The sequence below is a fragment of the Winogradskyella immobilis genome (assembly GCF_021887715.1).
GTDB lineage: Bacteria > Bacteroidota > Bacteroidia > Flavobacteriales > Flavobacteriaceae > Winogradskyella > Winogradskyella immobilis.
Window position 1 is genome coordinate 1 of record NZ_JAIQXX010000002.1, and the last position, 25552, is coordinate 25552.

Genomic DNA, 25552 nt, shown 5'->3' on the forward strand with positions numbered 1-25552 from the left:
AGCTTCACCGTGTATACTAACCTTATTTCTCTCTTTTGTTCTTTCTGATTAATATATCTAATGTAATAGATTGTAAACTTAAGACGTGTATAATTAATTGCTATGGCTAGTGCTTCTCACGAAAATTCCTTCGGAATTTCCTCTGGCAAGTATTTGTTTACTAAATTAGTTGCTGAACCACGCAACTAACTATACACCAAACGTTAGGCATAATTTACGCGATTCGCCTTGAAACAGAATTTAAAATATGATTGAAAAAGAAAAAATAAAATCTTTTTATAATAAATATTTTGAAATCCTAAAATTGGAAATCAAAGAATTAGGATGTAAACCGACTGAATTAAGGCATTTAATTTGGTAGGCTTGGAGAATTTTATTGTGTTATTAAAACAAACGGAAAAAAAATTAGCGTGAAAACTACTGCTCAAAAATCTGGATTTGTTTCTATTAACAAGAAAACAATGGAATTATTTGACGAATTAATGGTTTTACAACTTATTGATTTGGAATTTCACCAACTTTATTACAGAACTATGAAAGAAATAGAACCTTTGTGTAGAGTTTGGAAAGGAAACCTTAACAAATATGAATTAGATTTATCGAAATTAAAAACTATGCCTAACAATCTTAGAAATGAAAAACATTAGAATTATCATCACCTCATTTAGCTTTATTCTGCTTACTTCTTGTGCATTAAAACCAATTACTTCAGAATATACATTCATAAAAACTAACATAGAAAATGTTGAACTGAATGACCTAGGCAATGGAAATGTTCTGATTTATAACGGAGCAAATATTTTACACAAAATGGACAATACAGCTCGACTGAATATTTGGCTTGACCAAAAACCTCTTGGACAAATTAGACCAAGCGAATATGTAATTATAAACCTCAAAAAAGGGAAACACCATTTTAAAGTATTACATATTGATGTTGTGAATATGAGAAGTGAACACGAAATTGAAATAGATAACAAAACCAAAATCATAAAAATAAAACCAACTATAACATCGAATAAATTAGAAATGACAAATGAGTTGCCTAAAAATTTCGATAAGTTTAAATATGCAGAGAAAAGATAAAAAACGCAACTACTCATAGCCGAGACCGTTATGTGCAATTTATGCATACAAAATGTAACATATTGTTATATACATATACTAATTACAACAAAATCAATCAATCAATCAATAACCTGAATGAATTACTTTAATCAAGCTGTGATAATATGCATTTGCATATTTTTTTTAATACCAAAAATCGAAGCACAAAATATTGTAGAAAAAAAACCTTTTGAAATTAACCAAATAGAGCAAAAGATTGATCGTCTTTTAAAAAATTACAATTTTAAAAAGCCCGGTTTAGCAATAGGAGTTGTCTATAAGGATAACTTAGTAATTCAAAAGCAATATGGGCTTGCAAATGTGGAACATCAGATTCCTATAACTAAAAAAACGTCTTTTCACGTCGCTTCAGTTTCTAAACAATTTACCGCATTTGCTCTTTTTCAGCTAGAAGATGAAGGAAAACTTTCATTGGAGGATGATATTAGAAAATACTTACCTGAGATGAATGAGTTTGATTTTAAAATAACGATCAAACACCTTCTTAATCATACAAGTGGAATAAAAGATCAATGGAATTTATTGAGACTTGGAGGATGGCGTTTAAATGATTTTATTACTAATAGTCAAGTACTTGAAATTCTTTTTAATCAAAAGTCATTGAATTTCAAACCGAATGAAGATTTTATGTATAGCAACTCGGGCTACACACTTTTAGCTGAAATTGTTTCAAGAGTGTCTGGAAAATCTTTTTCAGACTATACAAAGAAGCATATTTTTAATCCTTTGAAAATGTACAACACTCAATTTATAGATACGGAAGGTCAAATAATAAAAAATAAAAGTTATTCATATTATAAAGAAGGTTCTTATTTTATTGAAGATGTGTTTAACAATATAAGTATAGGTGCTACAAACTTATCTACAACCATTGAAGATTTAAGTAAATGGGCAATTAACTTTAATGAGAAAAATATTGGGAACGGTGAGGTTTTTCAAAAAATGAATAGATTAGAAAAACTTAATAACGGGAGTTTTTATGGCTATGCTAATGGGCAATTTATAAACGAATATAGAGGTTTAAAAAGAATAGAACATAGTGGTCAAGATGCAAGTTATATAGCATATTTAGGAAGATTTCCTAATCAAGGTATTAGTATTATATTCACAAGTAATAGTTCGGAGATTAATGGAAGTCAACTTGTAAGACAAATAACAGACATCTGTTTAAATGAATATTTTCCCAAAAAACAGGCTAACAATAATATATCCAATAAATCATTAATAAGTAAAAAACCAATTAAAAAAAGCTTAGAAGAATTAAAATCTTTTGAGGGGTATTATTGGAATGAAAAAGACGATTATTCAAGGCAAATCAAACTTCAAAATAATACATTGCAATATATAAGAAATAAGACAGATAAGACTGCATTAATTCCTGTCGACGATAATGAATTTGAGATGAAAATCGATGAATATGTTTCAGTACTTTTTAACCCTGAACAAGTAATCGTTACATTAGATGATGGAGAGAAGATTTTCTTGGATAAATATATTCCCGCAAATTATAGCTCGAATTCTTTAAAAGAGTTTGAAGGGAATTATTATAGTACTGAATTAAATTCTTATTATACTTTTTTTATTCAAAACGATACTCTTATAGCTAATCACCAAAGACTAGGAGATTTCAAAATGAAAGCAATCAAGAATGATTATTTTATTGGCAATAAAGGTTCCTTTCAAAAAGTAAAGTTTGTGAGAAATGATTTAGATGAGATATTAGGTTTTAAAGTATCTAGTAGTCGGGCAAAAAACGTTTCATTTAATAAAATTATAGAATAAAACAGCACATAACACCATATATAATTTATTGCTAGTTTTAGATTGATTACGAAAATTCCGCTAGAATTTCCTATCTATGATTTGTTTACTAAATTAGTTTCTTAAACATGTAACAAACCATATACCAAACGATGATGTAGAATACGCCTGCGGTGTACTTTTGTCTATGCTGCTTCGCAGACAATACATCCAAAAGCAATTCTACATCATCGCTACGCTATGCCAATTGCTACAACACATTTAATCAGTTATTATTTACTAGTTTCGCCGCTAAGGCTAATTAACTCTACATATCAATCCCTATATGCAATTGGTTGCTCTTTTTTTGTTCCCAATAAAAGAAAAATCCAAGTTAAAGCTCGCCTTGCGAGCTAACTAAAGTCGATAATTGGCAATCATCAACACGATTTTTCATTATCTTCACAAAAAAACAGACAACTGCACATAGCGCAGCGTTGTCACAGGCTTGAGACACTCTGAATAAAACTAAAACGCGCTCTTAAACTGTTCTAAAAAGCGCACGTCGTTTTCACTTAACAAACGGATATCACTAATTTGATGAAGTAACAATGCTATACGGTCTATTCCCATACCAAACGCAAAACCAGAATATTCTTTAGAGTCAATACCACAATTATCCAATACGTTAGGATCTACCATACCACAGCCCATAATCTCTAACCAACCTGTACCTTTGGTCATTTTGTAATCGGTTTCGGTTTCTAAACCCCAATACACATCGACTTCAGCACTTGGTTCTGTAAACGGAAAATACGATGGACGCAAACGTATTTTAGACTTACCAAACATCTCGGTTGTAAAATACTGCAAGGTTTGTTTTAAATCTGCAAAACTCACATCCTTATCGATATACAATCCTTCTACCTGATGAAAAAAGCAGTGTGAGCGTGCTGATATAGCTTCGTTTCTGTAAACACGACCTGGTGAAATGGTACGAATCGGTGGTTTGTTATTTTCCATATAACGTACTTGTACCGAACTGGTGTGTGTACGTAATAAAATATCAGGATTGGTTTGCACAAAAAATGTGTCTTGCATATCTCTAGCTGGATGATATTCAGGTAAATTTAATGCTGTAAAATTATGCCAATCGTCTTCAATCTCTGGACCTTCGCTAACATTAAATCCAATACTAGAAAAAATATCTATAATACGATTTTTAACTATAGAAATTGGATGACGTGCTCCAATAGAAATGGGTTCTCCTGGGCGCGACAAATCTCCATAAACTCCTTGATCGTCTTCTTTGTTTTCTATAGCTTCTTTTAAACTATTTACTTTATTCTGCGCTGTATTCTTTAGCTCATTAATAATCTGTCCAAACTCTTTCTTCTGGTCATTAGCCACATGCTTAAGCTCTGCATAAAACTCAGTAAGTAATCCTTTTTTACCTAAATATTTTATACGAAACGCTTCAATCTCTTCTTTAGATTGTGCTTTAAACGCTTCTGCTTCTACGATGAGTTCTCTTATCTTATCTATCATAATAATGCTGTTCCGATAGTTATCAGAATTAATTCAGTATCGCCATTGAATCGGCAAATTTAATCTTTTTTTCTGAGTTGAGTTGGCTATTTTTAGCTTTGATTATTTTCAAATTAACTGTTAGTCAATATATTCAGTTTCTAGAAAATAGTTGACTATAGCTTCTTTCATAAGCACACTTTGCTCACCTGCTTTTAAATGTGGTAATTGTGCTTTTACCTTATAATGCGGCCAACCTTCATCATCTACATAATCAAATTCATAAAACCCATATGGCTCTAGTAATTTACAAATAGCGATATGCATTAAATCGAGTTTATGGTCTTTTTTATAATCGCGATGCAACTGTCCAAGTTCTTGTAAACCGATTAAATATATAATAGAATCTAAGTCTAAAGGATCACCATCTGCAAACTGTTGCGATAATTTATCGACAACATTTTTCCAACGTTCTTTTAATTGTTCGTCTCTAGACATAATTTAAGTCTACATTTTGGCGTTATACAAGAGGCAAAGTTACTTTATATTTTGTCTATGAATCAACAAAAAACAAATTTTATAGAACAATTTCTACCTTAACACACGTCTGTTTTCTATATCGTTAGATAAATGATAGAACTTAAAAAAATCGTGTACTTTTGTTTAAACTACCAATCTTATGAACATCATTGATATTGTTTTAGGCGCGCTATTGCTATTTGGGTTATTGCGTGGATTATTTAAAGGGCTTTTTGTAGAAGTCGCTTCACTTTTAGCTTTAATACTTGGGCTTTATGGCGCGATTCATTTTAGTAATTTCGCAGCCGATTTTTTACAAATTAGAACCGAATGGGAAGAAAAAACCATTAATATCACGGCTTTTGCTATCACTTTTGTTATTATTGTTTTAGCCATTAGTTTAGCAGGAAAAGCATTAACTAAACTCGCTGATTTTGCAGCTTTAGGTATGCTTAATAAACTATTAGGAGGTGTTTTTGGTGTTTTAAAAATAGGGCTTATTCTCAGTGTTTTATTAATTGTTTTAGATAAAATGAATAATACATTGACCTTTATAGAAGAAGATAATATTAATGAAAGTGTACTCTACAAACCTGTAAAATCTATGGCGCCTACTATTTTTCCAAGTATTATTGCTAATGAAACTTCTGAAGATAAAAATCAAGCTTAAACCACGTCTTCAACATTTTCTTTTAGCCAAATAACACACTCATTAAACGTAGTAAAAACATGCTCTTCTGAGATTAATTGTGGTATAAGGCCTATTCGCTCAAACATATAACGCGGTTGTCTTTGAATATCAACAAGCAAAACAGGTTTACTTGCTTTTTCTAAATCAATTAATATATCCTCAAGGGCATAAAGTCCGGATTGATCTATGTATTGCATACGATCCATACGTATAATTACATGTGTGGCGATTTCGGGTATTTGGCTTGCTAATTGCTGAAAATCACTTTTTGATCCAAAAAATAATGGGCCTTTAATATGTTTAATGAATACTTCTCCTTTAAGGTTTTTGGGGAAATTACCTTCGTCATCCCAAGCTTTTTCTTCTAATAATGGTTTTACATCAGAATTCTCGGCTGTTAGTTCACCTATCTTTTTCATAAACATTAATGATGATAGAACTAAGCCAATACCAACTGCGTAAACTAAATTCCAGAACGTAGATAATATTAACACTACGATCATTACAATAACTTCAGAACTTAATTTTAAAGGTCCTATTTTAATGTCTTTTGGTAAACTAGGAATGGCTTTTAAACCTTTATAATCCATAACTCCGATACCTACCGTGATTAATATCCCTGCTAAAACTGCTGCAGGAATCTGAGATGCAATCGGCCCTAAACCAAGAAGAATAACAAAAAGCATTAGTCCTGCTATCATTCCTGAAAGTCGTGTTTTTCCACCAGAATTGATATTCACAACGGTTCTAATTGTTGCTCCTGCACCAGGAATTCCACCAAAAATAGCAGCTATACTATTACCAATGCCTTGCCCAACTAATTCTTTATTAGGTTTATGCTTAGTTTTAGTCATATTATCTGCCACAACACTAGTTAATAATGAATCTATAGCACCTAACAATGCCAGAGTTAAAGCTGTAAAGAAATATGGTGTTATACTAGCTAAGTTAAATTTTGTGAAAATATCTAGGTTGGGTATTGGCAATCCTCCTGGTATTTCTTCTATAGGCCTATAATCTAATCCAAATCCATACGCAATCCCAGACATTACTACAAGTGCTACTAGAGTGCTAGGTATGGCCTTTGTAATGCGCTTAAACCCATAAATAATTAAGATTGTTCCAAGTACCAAAATTAATTCTAGCCAATTGATATGCTTAATTGCTCTTGGCAATATTTTAATTGCACCTAAAACACCTGAAGCTTCTTTCCCTGCTAAGGTTTGAGCTTCTTTAAGTCGATCTTCTTGAGTCAAAGCCTTACCAAAGTCAACATTATTTTTATAATCTGTTAAATTTAATGTGCCATCTTCTTTCTTATCTTTAATATCATTTAAATGACGATCTAAAATAGATTGCTCAACTTTAGTATCAAATTTATCTACATAGTCATTATCTTCTTTAGGGTAATACCCAATTGCTGGTAAGATTTGTGTGATTAAGATAATAACCCCAATAGCCGTCATAAAACCAGATACTACTGGATAAGGAATGTATCTAATATACCTGCCTAAACCAATAACTCCTAACCCAACTTGCATTAAGCCTGCTAGAAGAAAAACAGTTAAAATTGCTGGTAATGCACTACTAACGTCTCCATTATTTGCGGCAATAATTCCTGCAATTACTATAGTACTCACAGCTGTCATGGGTGCCGTTGGACCAGATATTTGCGTATTTGTGCCTCCAAAAAGCGCAGCGAAAAAACTAATAAATATAGCTCCGTATAATCCTGCTGTAGGACCTAAGCCCGAAGCAACACCAAAAGCCAATGCCAATGGTAATGCTATAATACCTGAGGTAATACCTCCAAAAGCATCACCCCGTAAATTGGAAAAGAAGTTTTTCATGATTTGCTGGTTTTATGAAGTAAAAATAAGTTTAAAATTAAACTAATTTTAATTTAAAAATTGACAAAGGTTATAATATTCAATTGATCTCGTCCTGAGCGTTCAAAAAATTGATTTAAATATCCTAATTCTACTCTTACATTTTTGCTGAATTTATAGCCTAAACCACCATAAACACGATTTCTATCAAAAATTGATGAATCCCCATTTAAAAAGATTTCATTGTAAGCAGAAAGGTATAATTTTCGTTTATCGATATCATTCTCATCAAGAACTTTTCTTCCTAAAGGAATATTAAGATTTAAAAAATACCTGAAACGCACCCTAAAATCGTCTTCTATAAAACGTTGTTCAAAACGGTAACGATGGCTTAATGCGATACCCAAAAACTTTTGCTTAGTCGTAAATTGCTGAAAAATACGATGTTCATTTACATCAAAAGTTTCATCGGTATTTCCTATAAAATTACGCGATAGAATATATCCATAACCTAAAAGTATATTGTTATTGTTTTCGGTTAAGTTGTACCCTAAACCTGTTCTTAATAACAACTGCTCTAGGTCACCAATGGTATTGTAATTACGATATTGAACTTCGTTATGAATATTCCAACCTTTATCTAATTTTTTACTGCCAATGTAAATAAGCCAATTTCCAAAATTACTCTCTTGCGCAGAAGAAAAAATTGGCAGCATTAGCGCAAATGCCAATACTGCCAATTTTAATTGTTTTGTTTTCAAACTAGTTCGTTTTTAATAAAAATTTACTACACCAGTTTTAATATCATACATCGCTCCAACTATAGCGATTTCTCCATTATCTTCCATCTCTTTAAGTACTTGACTTCGAGAGCGAATATTATCAATGGTCATATGAACATTCTTTTCAGCTACCGTATTTACAAAATCAATATTCTTTGATGTACGTTCACTTTCATCTGCTGGTTCTGCAACAGCTGCTACTGCAGGCTCTAATTTATTAATTAAAGCTGTTAAATTTCCCATACGTGCATGGTCACATGCTCCTTTAACAGCTCCACAAGCTGTATGTCCCATAACAACTAGAACCTTAGTACCTGCTAACTTACAAGCAAATTCCATACTCCCTAAAATATCTTCGTTAACAAAGTTTCCTGCTATACGGATACTAAAAAGATCCCCGATACCCTGGTCAAAAATTAACTCTGCTGATACACGCGAGTCTATACAATGCAAAACTGTTGCAAATGGATATTGTCCTGTACTTGTATCTTCTATTTGTTCTAATAAGTTTCTATTAATTGGGTTACTGTTTACAAATCTGTTATTCCCATCTTTAAGAGCTTGCAATGATGATGTTGGAGTCATTGCTGCTTGTGTTTCTTGTGTATGTGCTTTCATTATATACTGTAATTTTTTTATTTAATAATTTTTAAGATGTTTTAGGTCTCAGTTTAAAGAACTCTATAAAACTCTCAGGGTTTTCGACTGTTCCACGCTCTGAAACCAGTTTAATATCAATACTTCGTTCTTTAGCTTTAAATGCAAAATCTTCTAAGATTTCAATAATATCATTATCTAAGTATCGTGTTTTTCTAACATCTAATTCTAAATAGCTGTTTTCAGGCAAACTATCTAACTCTTTTAAGATTGCCGCTTTATTAAAGAATGTTACTTCTTCTGCTAGTGTCATTTTAACTTTACCGTCATCAACATCTTCACCTTCAATATGTAAAAAGTGTGAATTTTGATAACTCTTTATTAAGATGACAACAACTCCTACAGCAAGGCCAAGGCCAATTCCCCATAATAAGTCTATAAATACGATCCCTAAAACAGTTATAATAAACGGTAAAAATTGTTTAAACCCTGAGTTATACATTTGCATAAATAACTTAGGCTTAGCTAGCTTGTATCCTACTATAAATAAAATTGCTGCAAGTACAGAAAGCGGTATTAGATTCAATACATTTGGTATTGTTATAATAGAAATTAATAACAAAAATCCGTGAATTACAGCTGATGCTTTACTTTTTCCTCCAGATTGAATATTAGCAGAACTTCTAACAATAACTTGAGTTACTGGCAAACCACCAATTAAACCAGATACAATATTCCCTGTACCTTGAGCAAAAAGTTCTCTATTGGTTGGTGTAACATTTTTATCTGGATCTAATTTATCCGTTGCTTCAACGCATAACAAGGTTTCTAAAGATGCTACCAAACCAATTGTAAATGCTGTTATTAATATTTTTGGGTTAGTAATTGCTGAAAAATCTGGAAATGTAAGTAAGTCTTTTAATCCGGATAAACTTTCTGCCACAGGAACAGAAACTAAATGTTCTGAACTAAGTGCTAAATTAGAATCCTTAGTTACAAAGTAATAAATTATACCAACTAAAACTGCTACTAAAGGGCCTTGTACGAGCTTAAATATTTTACCTTTTTTACTTAATACATTACCCCATAATAAAAGTATTGCCATTGAAATAATAGCAATGACCGTTGCTCCATAATCAAAATTGCCACTTATTAATGCATTTATAGCCTTCAACAATTCGGTAAGCGTATTCTCTCCATCAACTTGTAAGAATGCAAAATCTCCTTCAGGGTTTTTATCAAGCCCAAAGAAGTATGGAATTTCTTTAAGGATAATAACAATACCGATACCTGTGAGCATTCCTTTAATAACTGATGAAGGAAAATAATAGCCAATGATTCCGGCTTTAAATACACCAAGAATTATTTGAAATACACCCGCAAGAACTACTGCTACAAGAAAATTCTCATAGCCAAGGTTACCAATTGCTGTAGCTACAATTACTGCTAATCCGGCAGCAGGTCCACTAACTCCAATTTTAGAGCCAGATGCACCACCTACTATAATACCACCAACAATCCCAGCAATTAAGCCAGTTATTGGTTCTGCACCAGAGGCTACAGAAATTCCTAAACATAATGGTAGTGCTACAAAGAATACGACAATACTAGCAGGTAAGTCGTTTTTTAAAGTTTTAAACATGATATAATACATTATATTTTAGCTTATTATGCTAAAACAGTTTTAATAATTAAATTTTTAAAAGTCTCAACTAAGAATGTCAACTAGACATTGATGTTTTCGGGAGGTGGAGATATTAAGTTAAGATGTGGTTTTGGATACGTTTTATACGTATACACTATTTGATTCTCCTTGGTTTGAACGACTAAGCAATTTTCAATGTCTTCAGATAAGTTTTCAAAAACAAGTTTAAAACTTTCACTTTCCTCTTCTTCAGTAAGGCCATAAAACCCCGAAATATCTACAGAATCATCAATTGATGAAATAATTGTTGGAGCTGCAATAATTGCCATAAAAAATATGGTAAAAAAAACAGCAATTTTATGTTTGTAGATTTTTTGCATAAACAGCAAATATAGCATTAAGAGAATGTATAAATGTTAAATAACTTTTAAAAATCGTTAAACAGCTTTATCTCTTCGGAGGAAATCCATCCTGTTGTTCCGTCTGCAATTTTAATTTTACTCCATAATTTTACTTGTTCTAAAACCTGAACTTTTGTGCCTTCATGTAATCTAAACGCTTCTTCACTTCTTAGATTTGGTTCGGTTTTAACAATACTTTCTTGAGAAAAAACGATAGCAGGATTATCTGAAGCTTCTAAATTATATTTCTGAAAAGCCATAGTAACAGATAGAATCGCTATAATAAGTGAAAGTATGCTGACTATAAAAGCTAAACGTTTTCTATTAGATGTATAAGAAAAATAATAGCTAAGAAATACAATAACAAAAATGAAAATACAGACTACTGCAAGTTTTGACCAATTATCAAAACTCATCCAATTAATTGCATTTTTTATAAAACGTGAAAAACCAACTTCTGGGATTGTATCTATAGCATCAACCGTCATATTCCTTGCAAATGCTATATTATTCTTTATTTCTTCATCTTCGGGATTTAAATGTAAAGCTTTCTCAAAATAAAAAATACTTGGCGCTACATTGTTGAGTTTGTAATGTGCATTTGCCAAATTATAATAAAGTTCAGCAGAATGATTTTTAGTGTTTAAAATGGCTTCGTATTTTTCTATGGCCTCAGCATATTTACCATCATTATACAATGTATTGCCTTGCTCAAACAAAGTGTTATTTTGTGCAAATACGCTTAGCCCAAAACCAATTACAAATATGTAAACTACAAATGCTTTCATATTAACGTATCTGTTTATCTATTAACGAAATGGTTTCAGCAGATTTGTCATAATCGCGCTGCATTTCTACTTGGGTATATGGCGAATATCGTGCTAATTCGCAACTTTCTAAAAGGTTTAAAAAGTGTGAGGTCGTTTCTTCATTAACCTTTCTATTTGTAAGCAATTCATTAATTCTATCTTTACTCAATTCGTTGGTTTCTATATTTAATTTTGCTTTCAAATAATTATGTAAAGCTTTCTCTAAAGCCACATAAAACTCCTCTTTTTGCCCTAATGCTTTCTTTGCTTTACCTAAGAATTTTTTAGCTAAGCGATTTGCTTTTCTAATTCTATTGCCTTGAACATCTGCATCTATTTCCTCTTTTTTACGACGTACTAAAATAGCTATTGGTATTGCTAAAAATGGCGCCAAAAGCAGTGACCAAAATGGTGTTGACTTAAAGAAATTATTTGAAGTCATCGGTTGCAAATTTGCGTTTGTTTTAATAAATGCAAATGTGTTATTGTTGATATTTAATGCTTGCTTATTTGCAGCGTTAACTGTAGTGTTTTCATTATTATTAGACGCTACTGCTGTTGAAGGTCCATTTACAACATCTATAACTATTTCATTTGAGTTATTCCGTTTATATGTTTCTGTTTTTAAATCAAAATACGAAAATGATAAGCTTGGCAAAGGATATTTACCTTTATACTGTGGAACTAATGTATAAGTGTCTGATATACTACCTTGCATTCCTGAAAGATTTGTACGAACTTTTTCGCTATGTTCTGGTTCATAAACTTCTAGTGAACTTGGCACTGATAATTCTGGAAGTTCAAACAATTTTAAATTTCCTTTACCTGAAACTTCTATTTTAGCTTGCAATGATTCTCCTGCATCTAATTGACTTTTAGATGTCGTTACTTTAAAACTAAAATCGCCTACTGCTCCATTAAAATCTGCTGGTTTTCCTTGTTCTGGCAAAGGTTTTACGCGTATAGTTCTATTACCTGCTGTAATCGTTTGAGGCACTTCTTTTACAATACGGTTTCCAAAAATATCTGACCGACTTGTTGGTACTTCTACTGTTAAATCTAATACAAAAGGTTCTATCTTTAATTCTCCTGTTTTTTGAGGATACAAAACAGATTTCTTTAAAATAACATAACGATAATCTTCTCCTTTATATTGAGCATTTACAGGAGTAAAGCCTTTTACCTCTATATTTTGGTTCCAAAAATCGTTAAACACAGGAACTTCCTTATTTCTCCAACCACTTACACCTGTGTCTAAAGCTACATATAATTTATAGACTATTGTTATTGGCTCATTTAAATAAGGGTTAGAATTTGAAACCTCAGCGACAAAATGAATATTCTCAGAAGCAACGTACTCAGCATCATTACCATTTTTTGGTTTTTGAACCGCTTTAGTTACCTCTACAGTAACCGGAAAGGTTTTATACGTCTCCCCATCAATTTCAATAACCGCTTGCTTTATTGTAAACTTCCCTTGTCGTTTAGGAGCTAAAAAATAGCTGTATGTTTTAGAAAATGAGCGCTTACCATTTGCCCAATAATTACTTACAGAAGTATTAGGTCCCATAACAATTGTAAAGTCTTTAAAATCTGGCGGCACAAAATTATCGCCATCTTTATTCATTTCAAAGTCTATACGAAGACGCTCATTAGACCCTAATTTCTTTTTACTCACTTTAGCTTCAAACTTAACTTGAGCATTTAACAAACATGTGGTAAAAAGCAATGAAACTAAAGCTATTACTATTTTAAAATTAATATGTGTTTTTGGGGTTTGCATATATAAGTGTTAACTACTAATGTAATTACCAATCTTTTTCTGTTTTTACTTTTGCTCCTTTTTGTTTTTTAGCATTAATCTTTTTCTGCACTTTCTGCTCTTGATTATTCATTGCCTCAAGGATGTTTTTTATTTGTTGAGGAGACATTTTTCCAGGTTGTGGCTTAGGCTTTTCTTGCTTGTTTTCTTTATCGCCTTTTCCTTGATCTTTTTGCTCATCTTTAGGCTTCCCATTTTCATCTTCCTTATCCTCACCTTTCTTTTTATCTTCGTCTCCTTCTTCTTCTTTTTTATCTTTTTCTTTTTGCTCGTCGTCTTTCTTTTTCTCTTTATCTTTTTCCTTGTCTTTATCTTTATTTTCGTCTTCTTTATTGTCTTCGCCGCCGCCGTCTTCTTGCTTAGCACATTCTTTAGCAAGTGCTAAATTATAACGTGTTTCTTCATCCGTTGGCATACTTCTTAACGCTTGCTTAAAAGCCTCTACAGCTTCTTTACATTTTTCGTTTTTCATTAAGATGTTACCAATTCCATGATATGCTTTATGTTTCTCTTCTTTAGTTTTAGCATTCTTGGCCGCTTCCTGACTTCTAAAAAGTGCTTCATCGAAACTTCCTTTTTTATAATACGAATGTGCCAAATTATATGCGCCAGCGACATTATTAGATTGCTCTGAAATGGCTTTTCTATACTCCATTTCAGCAGTAATGTAATCTTCATTCTCTAGTAACTCGTTAGCTTCATACACCAAGTTGACGGCTTTTTTCTCAGCTTTTTTCTTTGCCTTATCTGTGTTTTGAGCAAAACTAAAACTAGAAATTAATAGCAATACGATTAATACATGATACTTCATTTCTTATTTCTTTAATCTAAAAACAGTATCTAAATAGATCTGTTCCCATTTATTATTTTTATAACTCCCAACAACAAAACGATAGGTTTCGTTGTCAATATACTCCCATAAATCAGTAACTACACTATCTCCATAGTTATAGGTGTACATTATATTTTTACCACCTGCAGTAACCGTGCCTTTTGTTACTCCTCCAAAAACATCAAATTCCCAGAATACAATTTCTTTATTGACACTATTATATTGCCTAATACCGTGATTTCTATTGCCAAATTTGGTTTGTTCTTTATTAATAAACCCTTTTGCTTCTGTTACAACAAGTGTTTTCTCTAAATCGTAACTGTAACTTACTTCTTGCTTAAATAAACTTCCATCTCCCCATTTGCCTTCTGCAAACCACGTTTTACCGATTAGATCATCAAATATTGAAAGCTCCCTTGTTTGTGAAAAACATACAATTGGAAACATTATCAATAGTATTACTAATCGTTTTAAATTCATTTTTTGATTTTAAAAATACTAAAGCGCTTTGTTTTAATACGTTAAAATAATTTTAAAAATTAAATTCCTGATTCGTTAAATAAATTTAATTTTTTAAGCCATCCTGTTTTTCGTTCTAAGAAAAAGATGTCTATAAAAAACAGAAAAATCCCTAAGCCTAAAAACCATTGAAATTGATCTTTAAAATCGGCAATTTGCTTAGACTCAAATTCTTTCTTATCCATTTTATCGATAAGATCTTTAATTGTGTCTACAACTTCACTTGTATTTGAACCATTGATATAAACTCCATTGGCTTCGTTAGCAATGTCTTTAAGTGTTTGCTCATTGAGCTTAGTTATAACTGTTTCTCCTTTTTGATCTTTTTTATAGTTAAGAACAATGCCATTTCTTTTAATAGGAATTGGACCACCTTTAGTATCACCAACACCTATTGTAAAAATACGTATGCCTTCTTCACTAGCTTCTTCAGCTAAATCTTGTGCATCACCTTCGTGATCTTCACCGTCTGAGATAATAATTAAAATACGATTGGTTTGCTCATCATCATCATAATACGTTTTAGCCAATTTAATTGCTTCATTTATAGCTGTTCCTTGCGAAGACAACATATCGGTATTCATGTTTTGTAAAAACATTTTAGACGCTGCATAATCTGTTGTTATTGGCAACTGCGGAAATGCTTTACCTGCATACGCAATAATACCAATACGATCACTAGCTAAACTATTAATAATCTGAGTCACTAACTGTTTAGATTTCTCCATTCGGTTTGGTGCAATATCTTCTGCTAGCATACTTTTAGAAACATCTACTGCAAAAACAATATCTACTCCTTGACTACGTACTGTTTCTAATTTTGTTCCAATTTTTGGGTTTACCAATGCCAATGACAAACTTGCAAAAGCTCCACATAAAACTAAAAGTTTAAGAATCCCTTTTAGTAGCGATTGATTTGGACTTAAGCGTTTTAAAAGTGTTGCATTAGCAAATTTACGTTGTGCAGATTTTTTCCAAATCTGTACTATGATAAATAGCACAATTATTGCTGGGATTACCAACAATGTCCAAAACCATATTTTCTCATCTATTCTAAACAAAGCTTCTAAATATTGTATGCCTTAATAGTAATTCTAATAATAATAATAACCCAGCAATAAGCACTAAAGGTCTATATTTTTCTTCGTAATTATAATATTTACGTTCTTCTACTTCAGTAGTTTCGAGCTTATTGATTTCATCATAAATCTCTGCCAACTTTTTATTATTTGTAGCTCTAAAATATTTACCACCAGTAACATCTGCAATTTCTTTAAGTAAGTCTTCATCGATCTCTACTTGAACACGTCCATATTGAAATCCGCCATTTGACAATGCTCTTACCGGAGATAATGCTGTTCCATTTGTCCCTAAACCAATGGCATAAACTTTTATTCCATATTCAACAGCTAAATTACTTGCCGTTTTAGGATCTATAAATCCCGAATTATTAACTCCATCCGTCAATAATATAATGACTTTACTTTTAGCTTTACTATCTTTTAATCGGTTAACAGATGTTGCTAGTCCCATACCAATTGCCGTTCCTTGATCAATAATAGTATTGTATTTAATATCCCTTAACGAACGTTGTACAATATTTTTATCACTCGTAATTGGAGTTTTAGTAAAAGCTTCGCCTGCATATTCTACTAAACCAATTCTATCATTAGGGCGACCATCTATAAAACTAGAAGCTACTTTTTTTAAGGCTTCTAATCGGTCTGGTAATAAATCTTTAGCCAACATACTTGCCGACACATCAATAGCCATAACAATATCTATACCTCGAGTGGTTTTTGTTTTTGTAGATACATCAACCGTTCTAGGTCTCGCCAATGCCGTAATTAAAAACGCTAGTGCAATAAGTCTGAAAGCAAATAATACATGTTTAAATTTAGGTAGTAGTGATCCTTTTACTTTAAATCCTTTAATACTAGATATTTTAAGTTCTGCTGTTTGCTTGTTATGCTTAAAGACATACCATATAATAGCTAATGGTAGTGCTAACAGCAACCAAAACAATTCTTTATTTAAAAACTCTATATTATCAAACATTATTTTTCTGTTTCTCCTTCCTTATCTTCTCGCTGAACTTCTTCTTCATCAGGTTTTAGCTCTATGGAATCTATAATACGCTGAACCATTTCATCTGCGTATTTATCATCTCGTCCCCACGTTATTATAATTTCTTGAACTATGCTGCCTACCGTAAATTGAAACATTGCATATTCTGCTGTTATCTTTTTATCGCTCTCAGGGATATTAACATTAAATGAGCCACTAGTCTTTAAACCTTCAGCAGCATTTGGTGTAATAAACTGTTCTCTGTTTACTAAAATATCACTAAAACCAGCTTGTTCTAAAAGACCTATGCTAGATTCTGAATACTTTATTAAATCTATTCTGTTAGCATCCTTATTGTCTTCTGAAGTTGCAATACTTGGTGGTATAGCCTTAAAGTTTAGTGAGTTTATAGAAATACTAAATAGGTCTAATAACGTACCATACTTAAACTCTGTTTTAGACAATTGTTTCTTAACCTCTTCTGGCAATTCAGTTTCTTGGCGTTTAAGTACTTTTGGTGTAGAAATATAAACTGGTGGAAAGCCATAAGCACTATTTACCCAATCTCCTTCTAAAAGTGTTTTACTCTCATGACCAATAATGGTATCTTTAACATATCCAAAACCGTATTTAATTCCAAAACCAACAAAAGTGGCTATAAGTAAGAAGACTGAAATAGCAGCTGTAAGTATTATTTTTCTAGTTTTCTTTTTGCGTTCTTGTTCCTCTTTATATTGAGCGTCTAACAATTTCTCTTCTTCAGATGGTTCTGGCAAAACAACTTTTACAGCATCAATTTCTTTATCTACTGTAGCCTTATCCATTTCTGCTAAAACAGTATCTGGTGCAGATTTTGCAAATTTCACTAAATCGGCACGTTTAAGAATACTTTCAATATTTTTAATAGTATCACTTTCTATGGCCAATTGATTTCCTGCTCTAATTAAATTTAGGCGTTCTATTAACTCATCTGTTGTGCTCTCCATTGCACGATCATAAACTTTTTCATCGAGGTACTTACGGATAATAAACGTTAACTCTGAGTAGTATTCTTTTAATTCTGATCGGATAAGATATTGACTTTCATCTAATTTTTTCAATGCTAATTTTGCGCGATCATAAGGTGGTAGTAATGCTATTTCTTCTTCTTCGGTTAATGGTTTTTTACGCCAAATAAACCAATACAATAAAAATGCAATTGCAGCTACAATAGCTAATATTAATAGAAAATACAACCACCATTTACTACTGCTTTTTTCAACTTGTATAATGGGCTTTATATCGTATAATTTCTGTTTAGTGGTGTCAATCTCAACAGTATTAACATCTATACGTAAAGAGTCAGTAAAAAAAGATTTTTCTCCAATTACAACTTTCTGTTTTGGGATATAATATGAGCCAGAATCGAATTGGGTGAGTTTATATTCTCTAAGCAAATGAAAACGTGATTCTTTTTTAGTAGTATCTGTTTCAAAAGCTTCTACAACTTCTAACGGAGAAAAGGTTTGTCCTTCTGGAAATACAACTAATGCTGTTGAATCCGTATCTACTTTTATTTTATAAGAAATCTGCTCTCCAATTCTGATTTTTGTAGTATCAACTTCTGTAGTGACTTGACTGAAAGAAAACAAAGAAAAGAGAAGAAAGAAACAAGAAAAAACGACGAAAGGCCTTTGATGAAAAGTCAAGGTTTTTACCGATTTAATATTTAATATTCGTGATTTGTAATTCATCATTCGTTTTATCCTCTCCGTTTAAAATAACCCAACAACTTTTTTACATAGCTTTCATCTACTCGACAATCTATAGTGCCCGAACCCGATTTAGTAAATGTATCTTTAAAATAATCTACTTTTTCATGGTAAAATCTACTGTAGTTTTGTCGCACTTTTTTTGAGGCCGTATTAACCATTAATAGTTCCCCAGATTCTTCATCTTGCATTTGCACCATTCCTAAATTAGGAATAGCTTCTTCATGTTTATCATAAATTCTAATCCCCGTAATATCGTGTCTTCCTGCAGCTATTTTTAAAGTTTGCTTATAATCGTCAGCAATAAAATCTGAAAGCACAAAAACAATGGCTTTCTTTTTCATTACATTAGATAAAAATTTAAATGCTTCAGAAATATTAGTGTTTTTACTTTTAGGTTTAAACTCTAGTAATTCGCGGATAATACGTAATACATGTGAGCGGCCTTTCTTTGGTGGAATATAAAGTTCTACTTCTTCAGAAAATAAAATCAATCCTATTTTATCATTATTTTGAGTCGCTGAAAATGCTAATGTTGCTGCAATTTCAGTTACAATTTCGTCTTTAAATTGATTTTGCGTACCAAATAGTTTACTCCCTGAAACATCTGCCATTAACATCATGGTAAGCTCACGCTCTTCTTCAAATACTTTTACAAAAGGCTCGTTATAACGTGCCGTTACATTCCAATCGATATTTCTAACATCATCTCCAAATTGGTATTGACGCACTTCAGAAAAAGTCATACCACGACCTTTAAAGGTTGAATGGTATTCACCTCCAAATATATGATCAGACAAACGACGTGTCTTAATCTCTATTTTTCGTACTTTTTTAAGAAGTTCTTTGGTATCCATTGTTTTAGTAAACAGTTTACAGTCTCAGTTTTCGGTAACTAAATATTCATCGTAGTATGGCAATCTGCATACTGCGACTGAATACTGCTAACTAGTTTATGGTACTTCGATTTGATTTACAATTTTATTGATAATGTCTTCTGAAGTCACATTCTCAGCTTCGGCTTCATAAGTAATGCCTATTCTGTGGCGTAAAACATCATAAACTACTGCTCTAACATCTTCAGGAATGACATAACCTCTGCGTTTTATAAATGCATAACATTTTGCTGCTGTGGCTAAATTAATACTACCACGTGGTGATGCACCAAAAGAAATTAAAGGTTTTAAATCCCCTAGTCCATATTTTTCAGGATAACGAGTAGCAAAAATGATATCTAAAATATATTTCTCAATTTTTTCATCCATATAAACCTCACGAACAACTTTCTGAGCAGATAAAATTTGATCTACTGAAACTACTGGGTTTACTTTATCGAAAGCCCCTTTAAGATTTGCTCTTACAATTTGCTGTTCATCATTAATATTTGGATAATCTATAACCGTTTTTAACATAAATCGATCCACTTGCGCTTCAGGCAACGGATAAGTTCCTTCTTGTTCTACAGGATTTTGAGTTGCCATTACTAAAAATGGCTTATCTAACACAAAGGTTTCATCACCAATAGTAACTTGTTTCTCTTGCATGGCTTCTAACAAAGCTGACTGCACTTTTGCTGGTGCTCTATTGATCTCATCTGCTAATACAAAATTGGCAAAGATTGGTCCTTTTTTTATGGTGAAATCATTCTCTTTAATATTGTAAATCATTGTACCTACAACATCCGCTGGTAGTAAATCTGGTGTAAACTGAATTCTACTAAAACTGCCTGATACTGCCTGAGACAGTGTGTTAATCGCTAAAGTTTTTGCTAAACCTGGCACACCTTCTAATAAAATATGACCTTGTCCTAAGAGCCCTATAAGCAAACGTTCTACCATATGTTTTTGGCCGACGATTACTTTGTTCATTTCAAAGGTTAATAAATCGATAAATGCACTTTCTTTTTCTATCTTTTCGTTAATTGATTTAATATCAATTGTACTCGTTTCTTCCATTTAATTCAGTATTTATAGCGAATATTTTTTAAATAATTTCAGTTTTGCAAATTCTCAAAATTATTCTGTTTTTGCTGTTAATAATTGGTTAAAAAATAAAGGACTGTTTTCTAAAATTTAAGAACTTAAAATTAAGTGATAATCTTAAATTAATTCGTCTTATTTAAATATTTTTACATACCAAACATAAAAATCAATTTCGCATGTCAAAATATTCAAAAATCATTAGTGGAACAATGGCATGGGGACAATGGGGAAAACAACTTTCTAATAGTGAAATGGTTGACTTAATGAATCATTGTTTGTCTACTGGGATTACAACATTTGACCATGCAGATATCTATGGAGCTTACACCACAGAGGCAGAGTTTGGTAATGCTTTTAAAACTTCTGGAATTAAGCGCGATTCGGTACAATTCATTTCTAAGTGCGGCATTCAACACCTAGCCGATAACAGAAATAATAAAGTAAAACATTACAATTATAGTAAAGATTATATTATTTGGTCGGTTGAAACTTCGCTTAAAAATTTACAAACGGAATATTTAGATTTACTTTTATTGCACAGACCAAGTCCATTAATGCATCCTGGCGAAATTGCCGAAGCTATTACTCTTCTAAAAAAAGACGGAAAGATTAAAGATTTTGGTGTCTCAAATTTTACATCTTCGCAAATGGATATGATTGGTTTGAGAATAGACATTGATGTTAACCAAATAGAATTTTCTTTAACGCAACACCAAGCTATGCATGATGGTACTTTAGATTATATGGTAACTAACGGCATTCAATCTATGGCTTGGTCTCCTTTGGGTTCTGTTTTTAAAGTTGACAATGAACAAACACGACGTATACACAAACAACTTGGGCAATTGGCTAAAAAATATAATGCTACAGAAGATCAATTATTATTAGCCTGGTTATTAAAACATCCTTCTGGTATTACTCCTGTTGTTGGCACAACAAATAAAGCACGTTTAACTCAAGCTATAAATGCTACAGTAATAGATTTAGATCTTGAAGATTGGTTTTTAATATTAGTAGCTGCTCAAGGCCATAAAGTGCCTTAGTGTTAGGCACTTCGACAAGCTCAGTGTGACATGTTAGGTGTTAGGGAAATTACAAATTCGAAACAAATTGAACTAAAAATTAAATCATAAATATTAATTCAAAAACCTTGTATAAATAGGAAATATATATGAAAAGAACAGCATTAATTACAGGAGCAACAAGTGGTATTGGACGTGCTACAGCACATCAATTTGCTAAACATGGTATTAACCTTATTCTATGTGGTAGACGACAACAACGTTTAGACAGTATACAAAATGCGCTTTCTAGAGAAACCGATATCCACACTCTTAATTTTGATGTTAGAGATAGAGAAGCCACTTTAAAAGCGATTGCTTCTATTCCTTCAGAATTTAAAAATATTGATATTCTTATTAATAATGCTGGCAATGCTCATGGTTTGGATCCGATAGAAACTGGTAATTTAGATGATTGGGATGCCATGATAGACATTAATGTTAAAGGATTACTCTATGTGAGTAAAGCTATAATTCCCGGAATGACTAAGCGTAAATCTGGCCATATTATTAATATTGGTTCATCCGCCGGCAAAGAAGTATATCCAAAAGGGAATGTATATTGCGGAAGCAAGCATGCGGTTTTAGCAATTACTGAAGGTATGCGAGTAGATTTAAATCCTTACGGTATTAAAGTGAGTGCTATAAATCCTGGTTTGGTAGAAACAGAATTTTCTGAAGTGCGTTTTAAAGGAGATCCTATCGCGGATAATGTATACAAAGGCTACAAAGCATTACAAGCCGAAGATGTTGCTGAAGTTATTCATTTTGCAGTAACACGACCAGCACATGTAAATATTGCTGATGTTTTAATGTTTTGTACCGCTCAAGCGAGTTCAACTATAGTTAAGAAAGAATTATAAACGTGAGATTCCTGCCAAGGCAGGAATGACAATATGATTAACAAGCGTCTTCTTATTAAAAATTTACTCGCTCATAATGACGAGAACAGCTTTTATGATAAAAAAAGAAAGATAGATATTAGTCATAAAGAAGGTAAGGCCAAATTTTTAAAACATATTTGTGCACTTTCTAATAGCAATCCTAAAAATAATTCTTATATCGTTATTGGTGTTGAAGATGCAGATAACAATATTATAGGAGTCGATTTCTTTGACGATAGTAAAATCCAAAATCTCATTAATGCATATCTAGTAAACCCACCTATAGTTCAGTACGAGAATATCCCTTTTTCACATTTACCTGATGATAAAGTAGTTGGTTTGGTGACTATAAGGGCGATAGACGACATCACATCTTTAAGAAAAAACATTTGGAAATATTACGGAGGCTCTGTCTTTTTTAGAGATGGTAGCATGAGTATGCCTAAAGTGTTTGATATTGAAATTAAAGATGTTAATTCTAAAATTGTATCTGCTATTGAAAACCATGCTAAAAACAACATTGAATTAACACTTGATGCTGTTTTTAACTTTATGAAAAAGCGTAAAGATTACGATCCTAAATACGAAGTTTTCAACGAATACTTTGTGCTCTGTTGGGCAGGTCTTAAAAAAGAAGTTAAAGATGAAATTTTTTATTCTAGGGTTGATATAGAAATGATTAATGAACAAAAACGATTATTCTATTCCGCGCTAGACGAAGTTTCAATTTCTTATACCAACAATGCCTTTAAAATTATTGAATACGTTAGACTTGGTTTTCATAATACATTTAAATATTACCCATTAGAAGAAACTGTAATTAAATTCGACACAAATGTCAATTATACTATTGATACCAACCTTATTTTTAAACCGCCTCAGTTTGATAAAAAAATATTACATCATATCTACAATGCTAATAATGCCATTTTAGAAAAATTAGAAAAAGGATTGACATTAACATTAAATGAAACTGCTGATCTTAAAGATTTACCTGCAACATACCTTATTTGTTATCTTAATGAATTTGAAGAAGCATTAACAAAACTTAAAACTTCTAAACCGTTATTAAAAGCTTTTAATAATGAGCTTTACACAACCTATAAAGAAACCATGCGTATTCTCAGAAAAGTGAAATACAGCTAAATAATAATTTGCTGTTTTATATCCCTAAATACATTTAAAAGGTATTTTATACTTTTTATCTATTTAAGCTGATTATTAAAATCTTATGTTGTAAATTCGCAATGCTATTAATCATATTTATATATAAACCTCGTTTCAATAATAAAACGAGTTTTAAATCTCTTTATCTTATCTAAGTTTACAAATCAAACTTTATCCCTTGTGCTAAAGGTAATTGATCAGAATAGTTTATGGTATTTGTTTGTCTACGCATATACACTTTCCAAGCATCAGATCCAGACTCACGACCACCACCTGTTTCTTTCTCACCTCCAAAAGCTCCACCAATTTCTGCTCCAGAAGTTCCAATATTAACGTTAGCAATTCCACAATCAGAACCAGCGTATGATAAGAATTTTTCTGCTTCTTTCATTTCATTAGTCATAATTGCTGATGATAAGCCTTGAGCTACACCATTTTGTTTAGCAATGGCATTTTCAACTTCACCAGAATATTTCATTAAGTATAGAATAGGCGCAAATGTTTCATGCTGTACAATTTCAAAATTATTTTCAGCTTCAATAATTGCTGGTTTAACGTAGCATCCGGACTCATAACCTTCACCTTCAAGAACTCCGCCTTCAACTAATACATTTCCACCTTCAGCTTTTGCTTTTTCTATAGCAGCTAAATAAGTATTCACAGCATCATGATCGATTAATGGACCTATATGATTTTTTTCATCTAAAGGATTACCAATCGTTAATTGCCCATAAGCACCAACAATAGCATCACGTACTTTATCGTAAACCGATTCGTGAATTATCAGTCTTCTTGTAGATGTACAACGTTGTCCACAAGTACCAACAGCACCAAATACAGCACCAGGAACCACCACTTTTAAATCTGCAGAAGGAGTAATAATAATGGCATTATTGCCTCCTAGCTCTAATAGCGATTTTCCAAAACGTTTAGCAACCGTTGCGCCAACAATTCGGCCCATTCTAGTAGAACCTGTAGCCGAAACTAAAGGTATACGAGAATCAGTCGTGATCATTTCACCTACTTTATAATCACCATTGACGATACAAGAAATACCTTCTGGACAGTTGTTTTCTTTTAAGATAGCAGCAATAATATTTTGACAAGCTACAGAACATAAAGGAGCTTTTTCAGAAGCTTTCCAAACACATACATCACCACAAATCCAAGCTAAAGCCGTATTCCAAGCCCAAACAGCTACTGGAAAGTTAAAAGCCGAAATAATGCCGACCACACCAATTGGATGCCATTGCTCTCTCATCACGTGACCAGGACGTTCAGAAGGAATTGTTTGACCGTTTAATTGTCTAGATAATCCAACCGCAAAATCACAGATGTCAATCATTTCCTGAACCTCACCATAACCTTCTTGCAAAGATTTACCCATTTCGTAAGACACTAATTTACCAAGTGGTCTTTTTAAGTCTCTTAATTTGTTACCAAACTGACGCACTATTTCTCCACGTTGTGGTGCTGGCACATCTCTCCAAGATAAAAATGCCTTTGTAGCAGCATCCATTACCTTTTCGTAATCTTCTCTAGTAGTCGATTTTACTTTACCTATTAGTTGGCCATCTACTGGTGAGTAGCTTTCAATAAGCTCACCATCCCGATAGCTATCGGGAGAAAAATTATTGGATCCCGTTGAAGTTCCATCATTAATAGCTTTAAGACCTAATTGTTGTAAAACATCTTGTATTCCGAAATCAGCAGCTACTGCTTCCATAATATTATAATTTTAGTATCATTTAATCTTGCAAAGATACTAATAAATAAAGGTTGTTTAGTTAGAGGTAATG

Annotated in this window: 24 protein-coding genes; 7 read left to right on the top strand and 17 right to left on the bottom strand. The window is 32.2% G+C overall.

Translation table 11 applies throughout. The annotated features are described in order from the left end of the window. Positions 1 to 410 precede the first annotated feature (410 nt). The 3 genes from K8Z87_RS01535 to K8Z87_RS01545 all read left to right on the top strand — a co-directional run bounded on the left by K8Z87_RS01535 (position 411) and on the right by K8Z87_RS01545 (position 2910). Positions 411 to 647, top strand: coding sequence for a hypothetical protein (locus tag K8Z87_RS01535; protein WP_227475712.1), 237 nt, complete (start codon positions 411 to 413; stop codon positions 645 to 647). Further along, positions 634 to 1086: a hypothetical protein gene (locus K8Z87_RS01540; protein WP_227475713.1), complete on the top strand. Its 453-nt coding sequence runs from the start codon at positions 634 to 636 to the stop codon at positions 1084 to 1086. Before K8Z87_RS01535 ends, K8Z87_RS01540 begins: the two co-directional genes overlap by 14 nt. A 117-nt stretch (positions 1087 to 1203) precedes the next feature. Beyond that, positions 1204 to 2910, top strand: a complete 1707-nt coding sequence (locus K8Z87_RS01545; protein WP_227475714.1) for a serine hydrolase domain-containing protein — start codon at positions 1204 to 1206, stop codon at positions 2908 to 2910. 486 nt (positions 2911 to 3396) lie between these two features. Here the strand turns inward: K8Z87_RS01545 and pheS are convergent, their stop codons facing one another. Together pheS and K8Z87_RS01555 are read right to left on the bottom strand one after the other, a co-directional pair. Beyond that, a complete protein-coding gene (gene pheS / locus K8Z87_RS01550) occupies positions 3397 to 4416 on the bottom strand; it encodes a phenylalanine--tRNA ligase subunit alpha (protein WP_227475715.1) in 1020 nt (339 codons plus the stop codon). A gap of 120 nt (positions 4417 to 4536) precedes the next feature. After that, positions 4537 to 4893 carry a hypothetical protein gene (locus tag K8Z87_RS01555; protein WP_227475716.1) on the bottom strand — a complete coding sequence of 119 codons (357 nt, stop codon included), beginning with the start codon at positions 4891 to 4893 and terminating at the stop codon, positions 4537 to 4539. 181 nt (positions 4894 to 5074) lie between these two features. Here K8Z87_RS01555 and K8Z87_RS01560 point away from each other — a divergent pair, with 181 nt between their 5' ends. Next, the gene (locus tag K8Z87_RS01560) at positions 5075 to 5584 is read left to right on the top strand and encodes a CvpA family protein (RefSeq protein ID WP_227475717.1); all 510 of its coding nucleotides are present in this window, start codon (positions 5075 to 5077) and stop codon (positions 5582 to 5584) included. Here K8Z87_RS01560 and K8Z87_RS01565 read toward each other — a convergent pair. The 14 genes from K8Z87_RS01565 to K8Z87_RS01630 all read right to left on the bottom strand — a co-directional run bounded on the left by K8Z87_RS01565 (position 5581) and on the right by K8Z87_RS01630 (position 20614). Beyond that, positions 5581 to 7455 carry a SulP family inorganic anion transporter gene (locus tag K8Z87_RS01565; protein ID WP_227475718.1) on the bottom strand — a complete coding sequence of 625 codons (1875 nt, stop codon included), beginning with the start codon at positions 7453 to 7455 and terminating at the stop codon, positions 5581 to 5583. The two genes, K8Z87_RS01560 and K8Z87_RS01565, sit on opposite strands and share 4 nt — an antisense overlap. A gap of 53 nt (positions 7456 to 7508) precedes the next feature. Next, complete coding sequence (locus tag K8Z87_RS01570) at positions 7509 to 8150, bottom strand: DUF2490 domain-containing protein (RefSeq protein ID WP_227475972.1); 642 nt, start codon at positions 8148 to 8150, stop codon at positions 7509 to 7511. 57 nt (positions 8151 to 8207) lie between these two features. Next, entirely contained in the window at positions 8208 to 8834 is a 627-nt protein-coding gene (locus K8Z87_RS01575) for a carbonic anhydrase family protein (protein ID WP_227475719.1), read from the bottom strand. A gap of 31 nt (positions 8835 to 8865) precedes the next feature. Continuing rightward, the gene (locus K8Z87_RS01580; RefSeq protein ID WP_227475720.1) at positions 8866 to 10455 is read right to left on the bottom strand and encodes a SulP family inorganic anion transporter; all 1590 of its coding nucleotides are present in this window, start codon (positions 10453 to 10455) and stop codon (positions 8866 to 8868) included. A gap of 83 nt (positions 10456 to 10538) precedes the next feature. Next, positions 10539 to 10838 carry a hypothetical protein gene (locus K8Z87_RS01585; protein WP_227475721.1) on the bottom strand — a complete coding sequence of 100 codons (300 nt, stop codon included), beginning with the start codon at positions 10836 to 10838 and terminating at the stop codon, positions 10539 to 10541. A gap of 47 nt (positions 10839 to 10885) precedes the next feature. Next, a complete protein-coding gene (locus K8Z87_RS01590) occupies positions 10886 to 11647 on the bottom strand; it encodes a tetratricopeptide repeat protein (RefSeq protein ID WP_227475722.1) in 762 nt (253 codons plus the stop codon). Position 11648: 1 nt separating this feature from the next. Then, positions 11649 to 13451: a BatD family protein gene (locus K8Z87_RS01595; protein WP_227475723.1), complete on the bottom strand. Its 1803-nt coding sequence runs from the start codon at positions 13449 to 13451 to the stop codon at positions 11649 to 11651. 25 nt (positions 13452 to 13476) lie between these two features. After that, the gene (locus K8Z87_RS01600; RefSeq protein ID WP_227475724.1) at positions 13477 to 14301 is read right to left on the bottom strand and encodes a tetratricopeptide repeat protein; all 825 of its coding nucleotides are present in this window, start codon (positions 14299 to 14301) and stop codon (positions 13477 to 13479) included. Between the two features lie 3 nt (positions 14302 to 14304). Next, on the bottom strand, positions 14305 to 14802 hold the full coding sequence (locus K8Z87_RS01605) for a hypothetical protein (RefSeq protein ID WP_227475725.1): 498 nt from the start codon (positions 14800 to 14802) through the stop codon (positions 14305 to 14307). Between the two features lie 59 nt (positions 14803 to 14861). Beyond that, a complete protein-coding gene (locus K8Z87_RS01610; protein WP_227475726.1) occupies positions 14862 to 15902 on the bottom strand; it encodes a VWA domain-containing protein in 1041 nt (346 codons plus the stop codon). Further along, positions 15895 to 16899: a vWA domain-containing protein gene (locus tag K8Z87_RS01615; protein WP_227475727.1), complete on the bottom strand. Its 1005-nt coding sequence runs from the start codon at positions 16897 to 16899 to the stop codon at positions 15895 to 15897. The genes K8Z87_RS01610 and K8Z87_RS01615 overlap by 8 nt, the downstream gene beginning before the upstream one ends. Beyond that, a complete protein-coding gene (locus K8Z87_RS01620) occupies positions 16899 to 18641 on the bottom strand; it encodes a hypothetical protein (RefSeq protein ID WP_407704193.1) in 1743 nt (580 codons plus the stop codon). The genes K8Z87_RS01615 and K8Z87_RS01620 overlap by 1 nt, the downstream gene beginning before the upstream one ends. An 8-nt stretch (positions 18642 to 18649) precedes the next feature. Next, complete coding sequence (locus tag K8Z87_RS01625) at positions 18650 to 19516, bottom strand: DUF58 domain-containing protein (protein WP_227475729.1); 867 nt, start codon at positions 19514 to 19516, stop codon at positions 18650 to 18652. 96 nt (positions 19517 to 19612) lie between these two features. Further along, the gene (locus K8Z87_RS01630) at positions 19613 to 20614 is read right to left on the bottom strand and encodes an AAA family ATPase (RefSeq protein WP_227475730.1); all 1002 of its coding nucleotides are present in this window, start codon (positions 20612 to 20614) and stop codon (positions 19613 to 19615) included. 203 nt (positions 20615 to 20817) lie between these two features. Here K8Z87_RS01630 and K8Z87_RS01635 point away from each other — a divergent pair, with 203 nt between their 5' ends. The 3 genes from K8Z87_RS01635 to K8Z87_RS01645 all read left to right on the top strand — a co-directional run bounded on the left by K8Z87_RS01635 (position 20818) and on the right by K8Z87_RS01645 (position 23732). After that, positions 20818 to 21684, top strand: a complete 867-nt coding sequence (locus K8Z87_RS01635; protein WP_227475731.1) for an aldo/keto reductase — start codon at positions 20818 to 20820, stop codon at positions 21682 to 21684. Positions 21685 to 21812: 128 nt separating this feature from the next. Then, positions 21813 to 22565 carry an SDR family NAD(P)-dependent oxidoreductase gene (locus tag K8Z87_RS01640; protein ID WP_227475732.1) on the top strand — a complete coding sequence of 251 codons (753 nt, stop codon included), beginning with the start codon at positions 21813 to 21815 and terminating at the stop codon, positions 22563 to 22565. A 33-nt stretch (positions 22566 to 22598) separates the two neighbouring features. Continuing rightward, positions 22599 to 23732, top strand: a complete 1134-nt coding sequence (locus K8Z87_RS01645) for an ATP-binding protein (protein WP_227475733.1) — start codon at positions 22599 to 22601, stop codon at positions 23730 to 23732. Positions 23733 to 23910: 178 nt separating this feature from the next. Here K8Z87_RS01645 and amaB read toward each other — a convergent pair whose 3' ends face one another. Continuing rightward, entirely contained in the window at positions 23911 to 25479 is a 1569-nt protein-coding gene (amaB, locus tag K8Z87_RS01650) for an L-piperidine-6-carboxylate dehydrogenase (RefSeq protein ID WP_227475734.1), read from the bottom strand. Between the last annotated feature and the right edge of the window lie 73 nt (positions 25480 to 25552).

What these genes read in the sequence shown, in the direction of transcription:
- K8Z87_RS01540 (WP_227475713.1), top strand. Translation starts at nt 634, where the DNA reads ATGAAAAACATTAGAATTATCATCACCTCATTTAGCTTTATTCTGCTT.
- K8Z87_RS01545 (WP_227475714.1), top strand. Translation starts at nt 1,204, where the DNA reads ATGAATTACTTTAATCAAGCTGTGATAATATGCATTTGCATATTTTTT.
- pheS (WP_227475715.1), bottom strand. Translation starts at nt 4,416, where the DNA reads ATGATAGATAAGATAAGAGAACTCATCGTAGAAGCAGAAGCGTTTAAA.
- K8Z87_RS01555 (WP_227475716.1), bottom strand. Translation starts at nt 4,893, where the DNA reads ATGTCTAGAGACGAACAATTAAAAGAACGTTGGAAAAATGTTGTCGAT.
- K8Z87_RS01560 (WP_227475717.1), top strand. Translation starts at nt 5,075, where the DNA reads ATGAACATCATTGATATTGTTTTAGGCGCGCTATTGCTATTTGGGTTA.
- K8Z87_RS01565 (WP_227475718.1), bottom strand. Translation starts at nt 7,455, where the DNA reads ATGAAAAACTTCTTTTCCAATTTACGGGGTGATGCTTTTGGAGGTATT.
- K8Z87_RS01570 (WP_227475972.1), bottom strand. Translation starts at nt 8,150, where the DNA reads ATGCTGCCAATTTTTTCTTCTGCGCAAGAGAGTAATTTTGGAAATTGG.
- K8Z87_RS01575 (WP_227475719.1), bottom strand. Translation starts at nt 8,834, where the DNA reads ATGAAAGCACATACACAAGAAACACAAGCAGCAATGACTCCAACATCA.
- K8Z87_RS01580 (WP_227475720.1), bottom strand. Translation starts at nt 10,455, where the DNA reads ATGTTTAAAACTTTAAAAAACGACTTACCTGCTAGTATTGTCGTATTC.
- K8Z87_RS01585 (WP_227475721.1), bottom strand. Translation starts at nt 10,838, where the DNA reads ATGCAAAAAATCTACAAACATAAAATTGCTGTTTTTTTTACCATATTT.
- K8Z87_RS01590 (WP_227475722.1), bottom strand. Translation starts at nt 11,647, where the DNA reads ATGAAAGCATTTGTAGTTTACATATTTGTAATTGGTTTTGGGCTAAGC.
- K8Z87_RS01595 (WP_227475723.1), bottom strand. Translation starts at nt 13,451, where the DNA reads ATGCAAACCCCAAAAACACATATTAATTTTAAAATAGTAATAGCTTTA.
- K8Z87_RS01600 (WP_227475724.1), bottom strand. Translation starts at nt 14,301, where the DNA reads ATGAAGTATCATGTATTAATCGTATTGCTATTAATTTCTAGTTTTAGT.
- K8Z87_RS01605 (WP_227475725.1), bottom strand. Translation starts at nt 14,802, where the DNA reads ATGAATTTAAAACGATTAGTAATACTATTGATAATGTTTCCAATTGTA.
- K8Z87_RS01615 (WP_227475727.1), bottom strand. Translation starts at nt 16,899, where the DNA reads ATGTTTGATAATATAGAGTTTTTAAATAAAGAATTGTTTTGGTTGCTG.
- K8Z87_RS01620 (WP_407704193.1), bottom strand. Translation starts at nt 18,641, where the DNA reads ATGAATTACAAATCACGAATATTAAATATTAAATCGGTAAAAACCTTG.
- K8Z87_RS01625 (WP_227475729.1), bottom strand. Translation starts at nt 19,516, where the DNA reads ATGGATACCAAAGAACTTCTTAAAAAAGTACGAAAAATAGAGATTAAG.
- K8Z87_RS01630 (WP_227475730.1), bottom strand. Translation starts at nt 20,614, where the DNA reads ATGGAAGAAACGAGTACAATTGATATTAAATCAATTAACGAAAAGATA.
- K8Z87_RS01635 (WP_227475731.1), top strand. Translation starts at nt 20,818, where the DNA reads ATGTCAAAATATTCAAAAATCATTAGTGGAACAATGGCATGGGGACAA.
- K8Z87_RS01640 (WP_227475732.1), top strand. Translation starts at nt 21,813, where the DNA reads ATGAAAAGAACAGCATTAATTACAGGAGCAACAAGTGGTATTGGACGT.
- K8Z87_RS01645 (WP_227475733.1), top strand. Translation starts at nt 22,599, where the DNA reads ATGATTAACAAGCGTCTTCTTATTAAAAATTTACTCGCTCATAATGAC.
- amaB (WP_227475734.1), bottom strand. Translation starts at nt 25,479, where the DNA reads ATGGAAGCAGTAGCTGCTGATTTCGGAATACAAGATGTTTTACAACAA.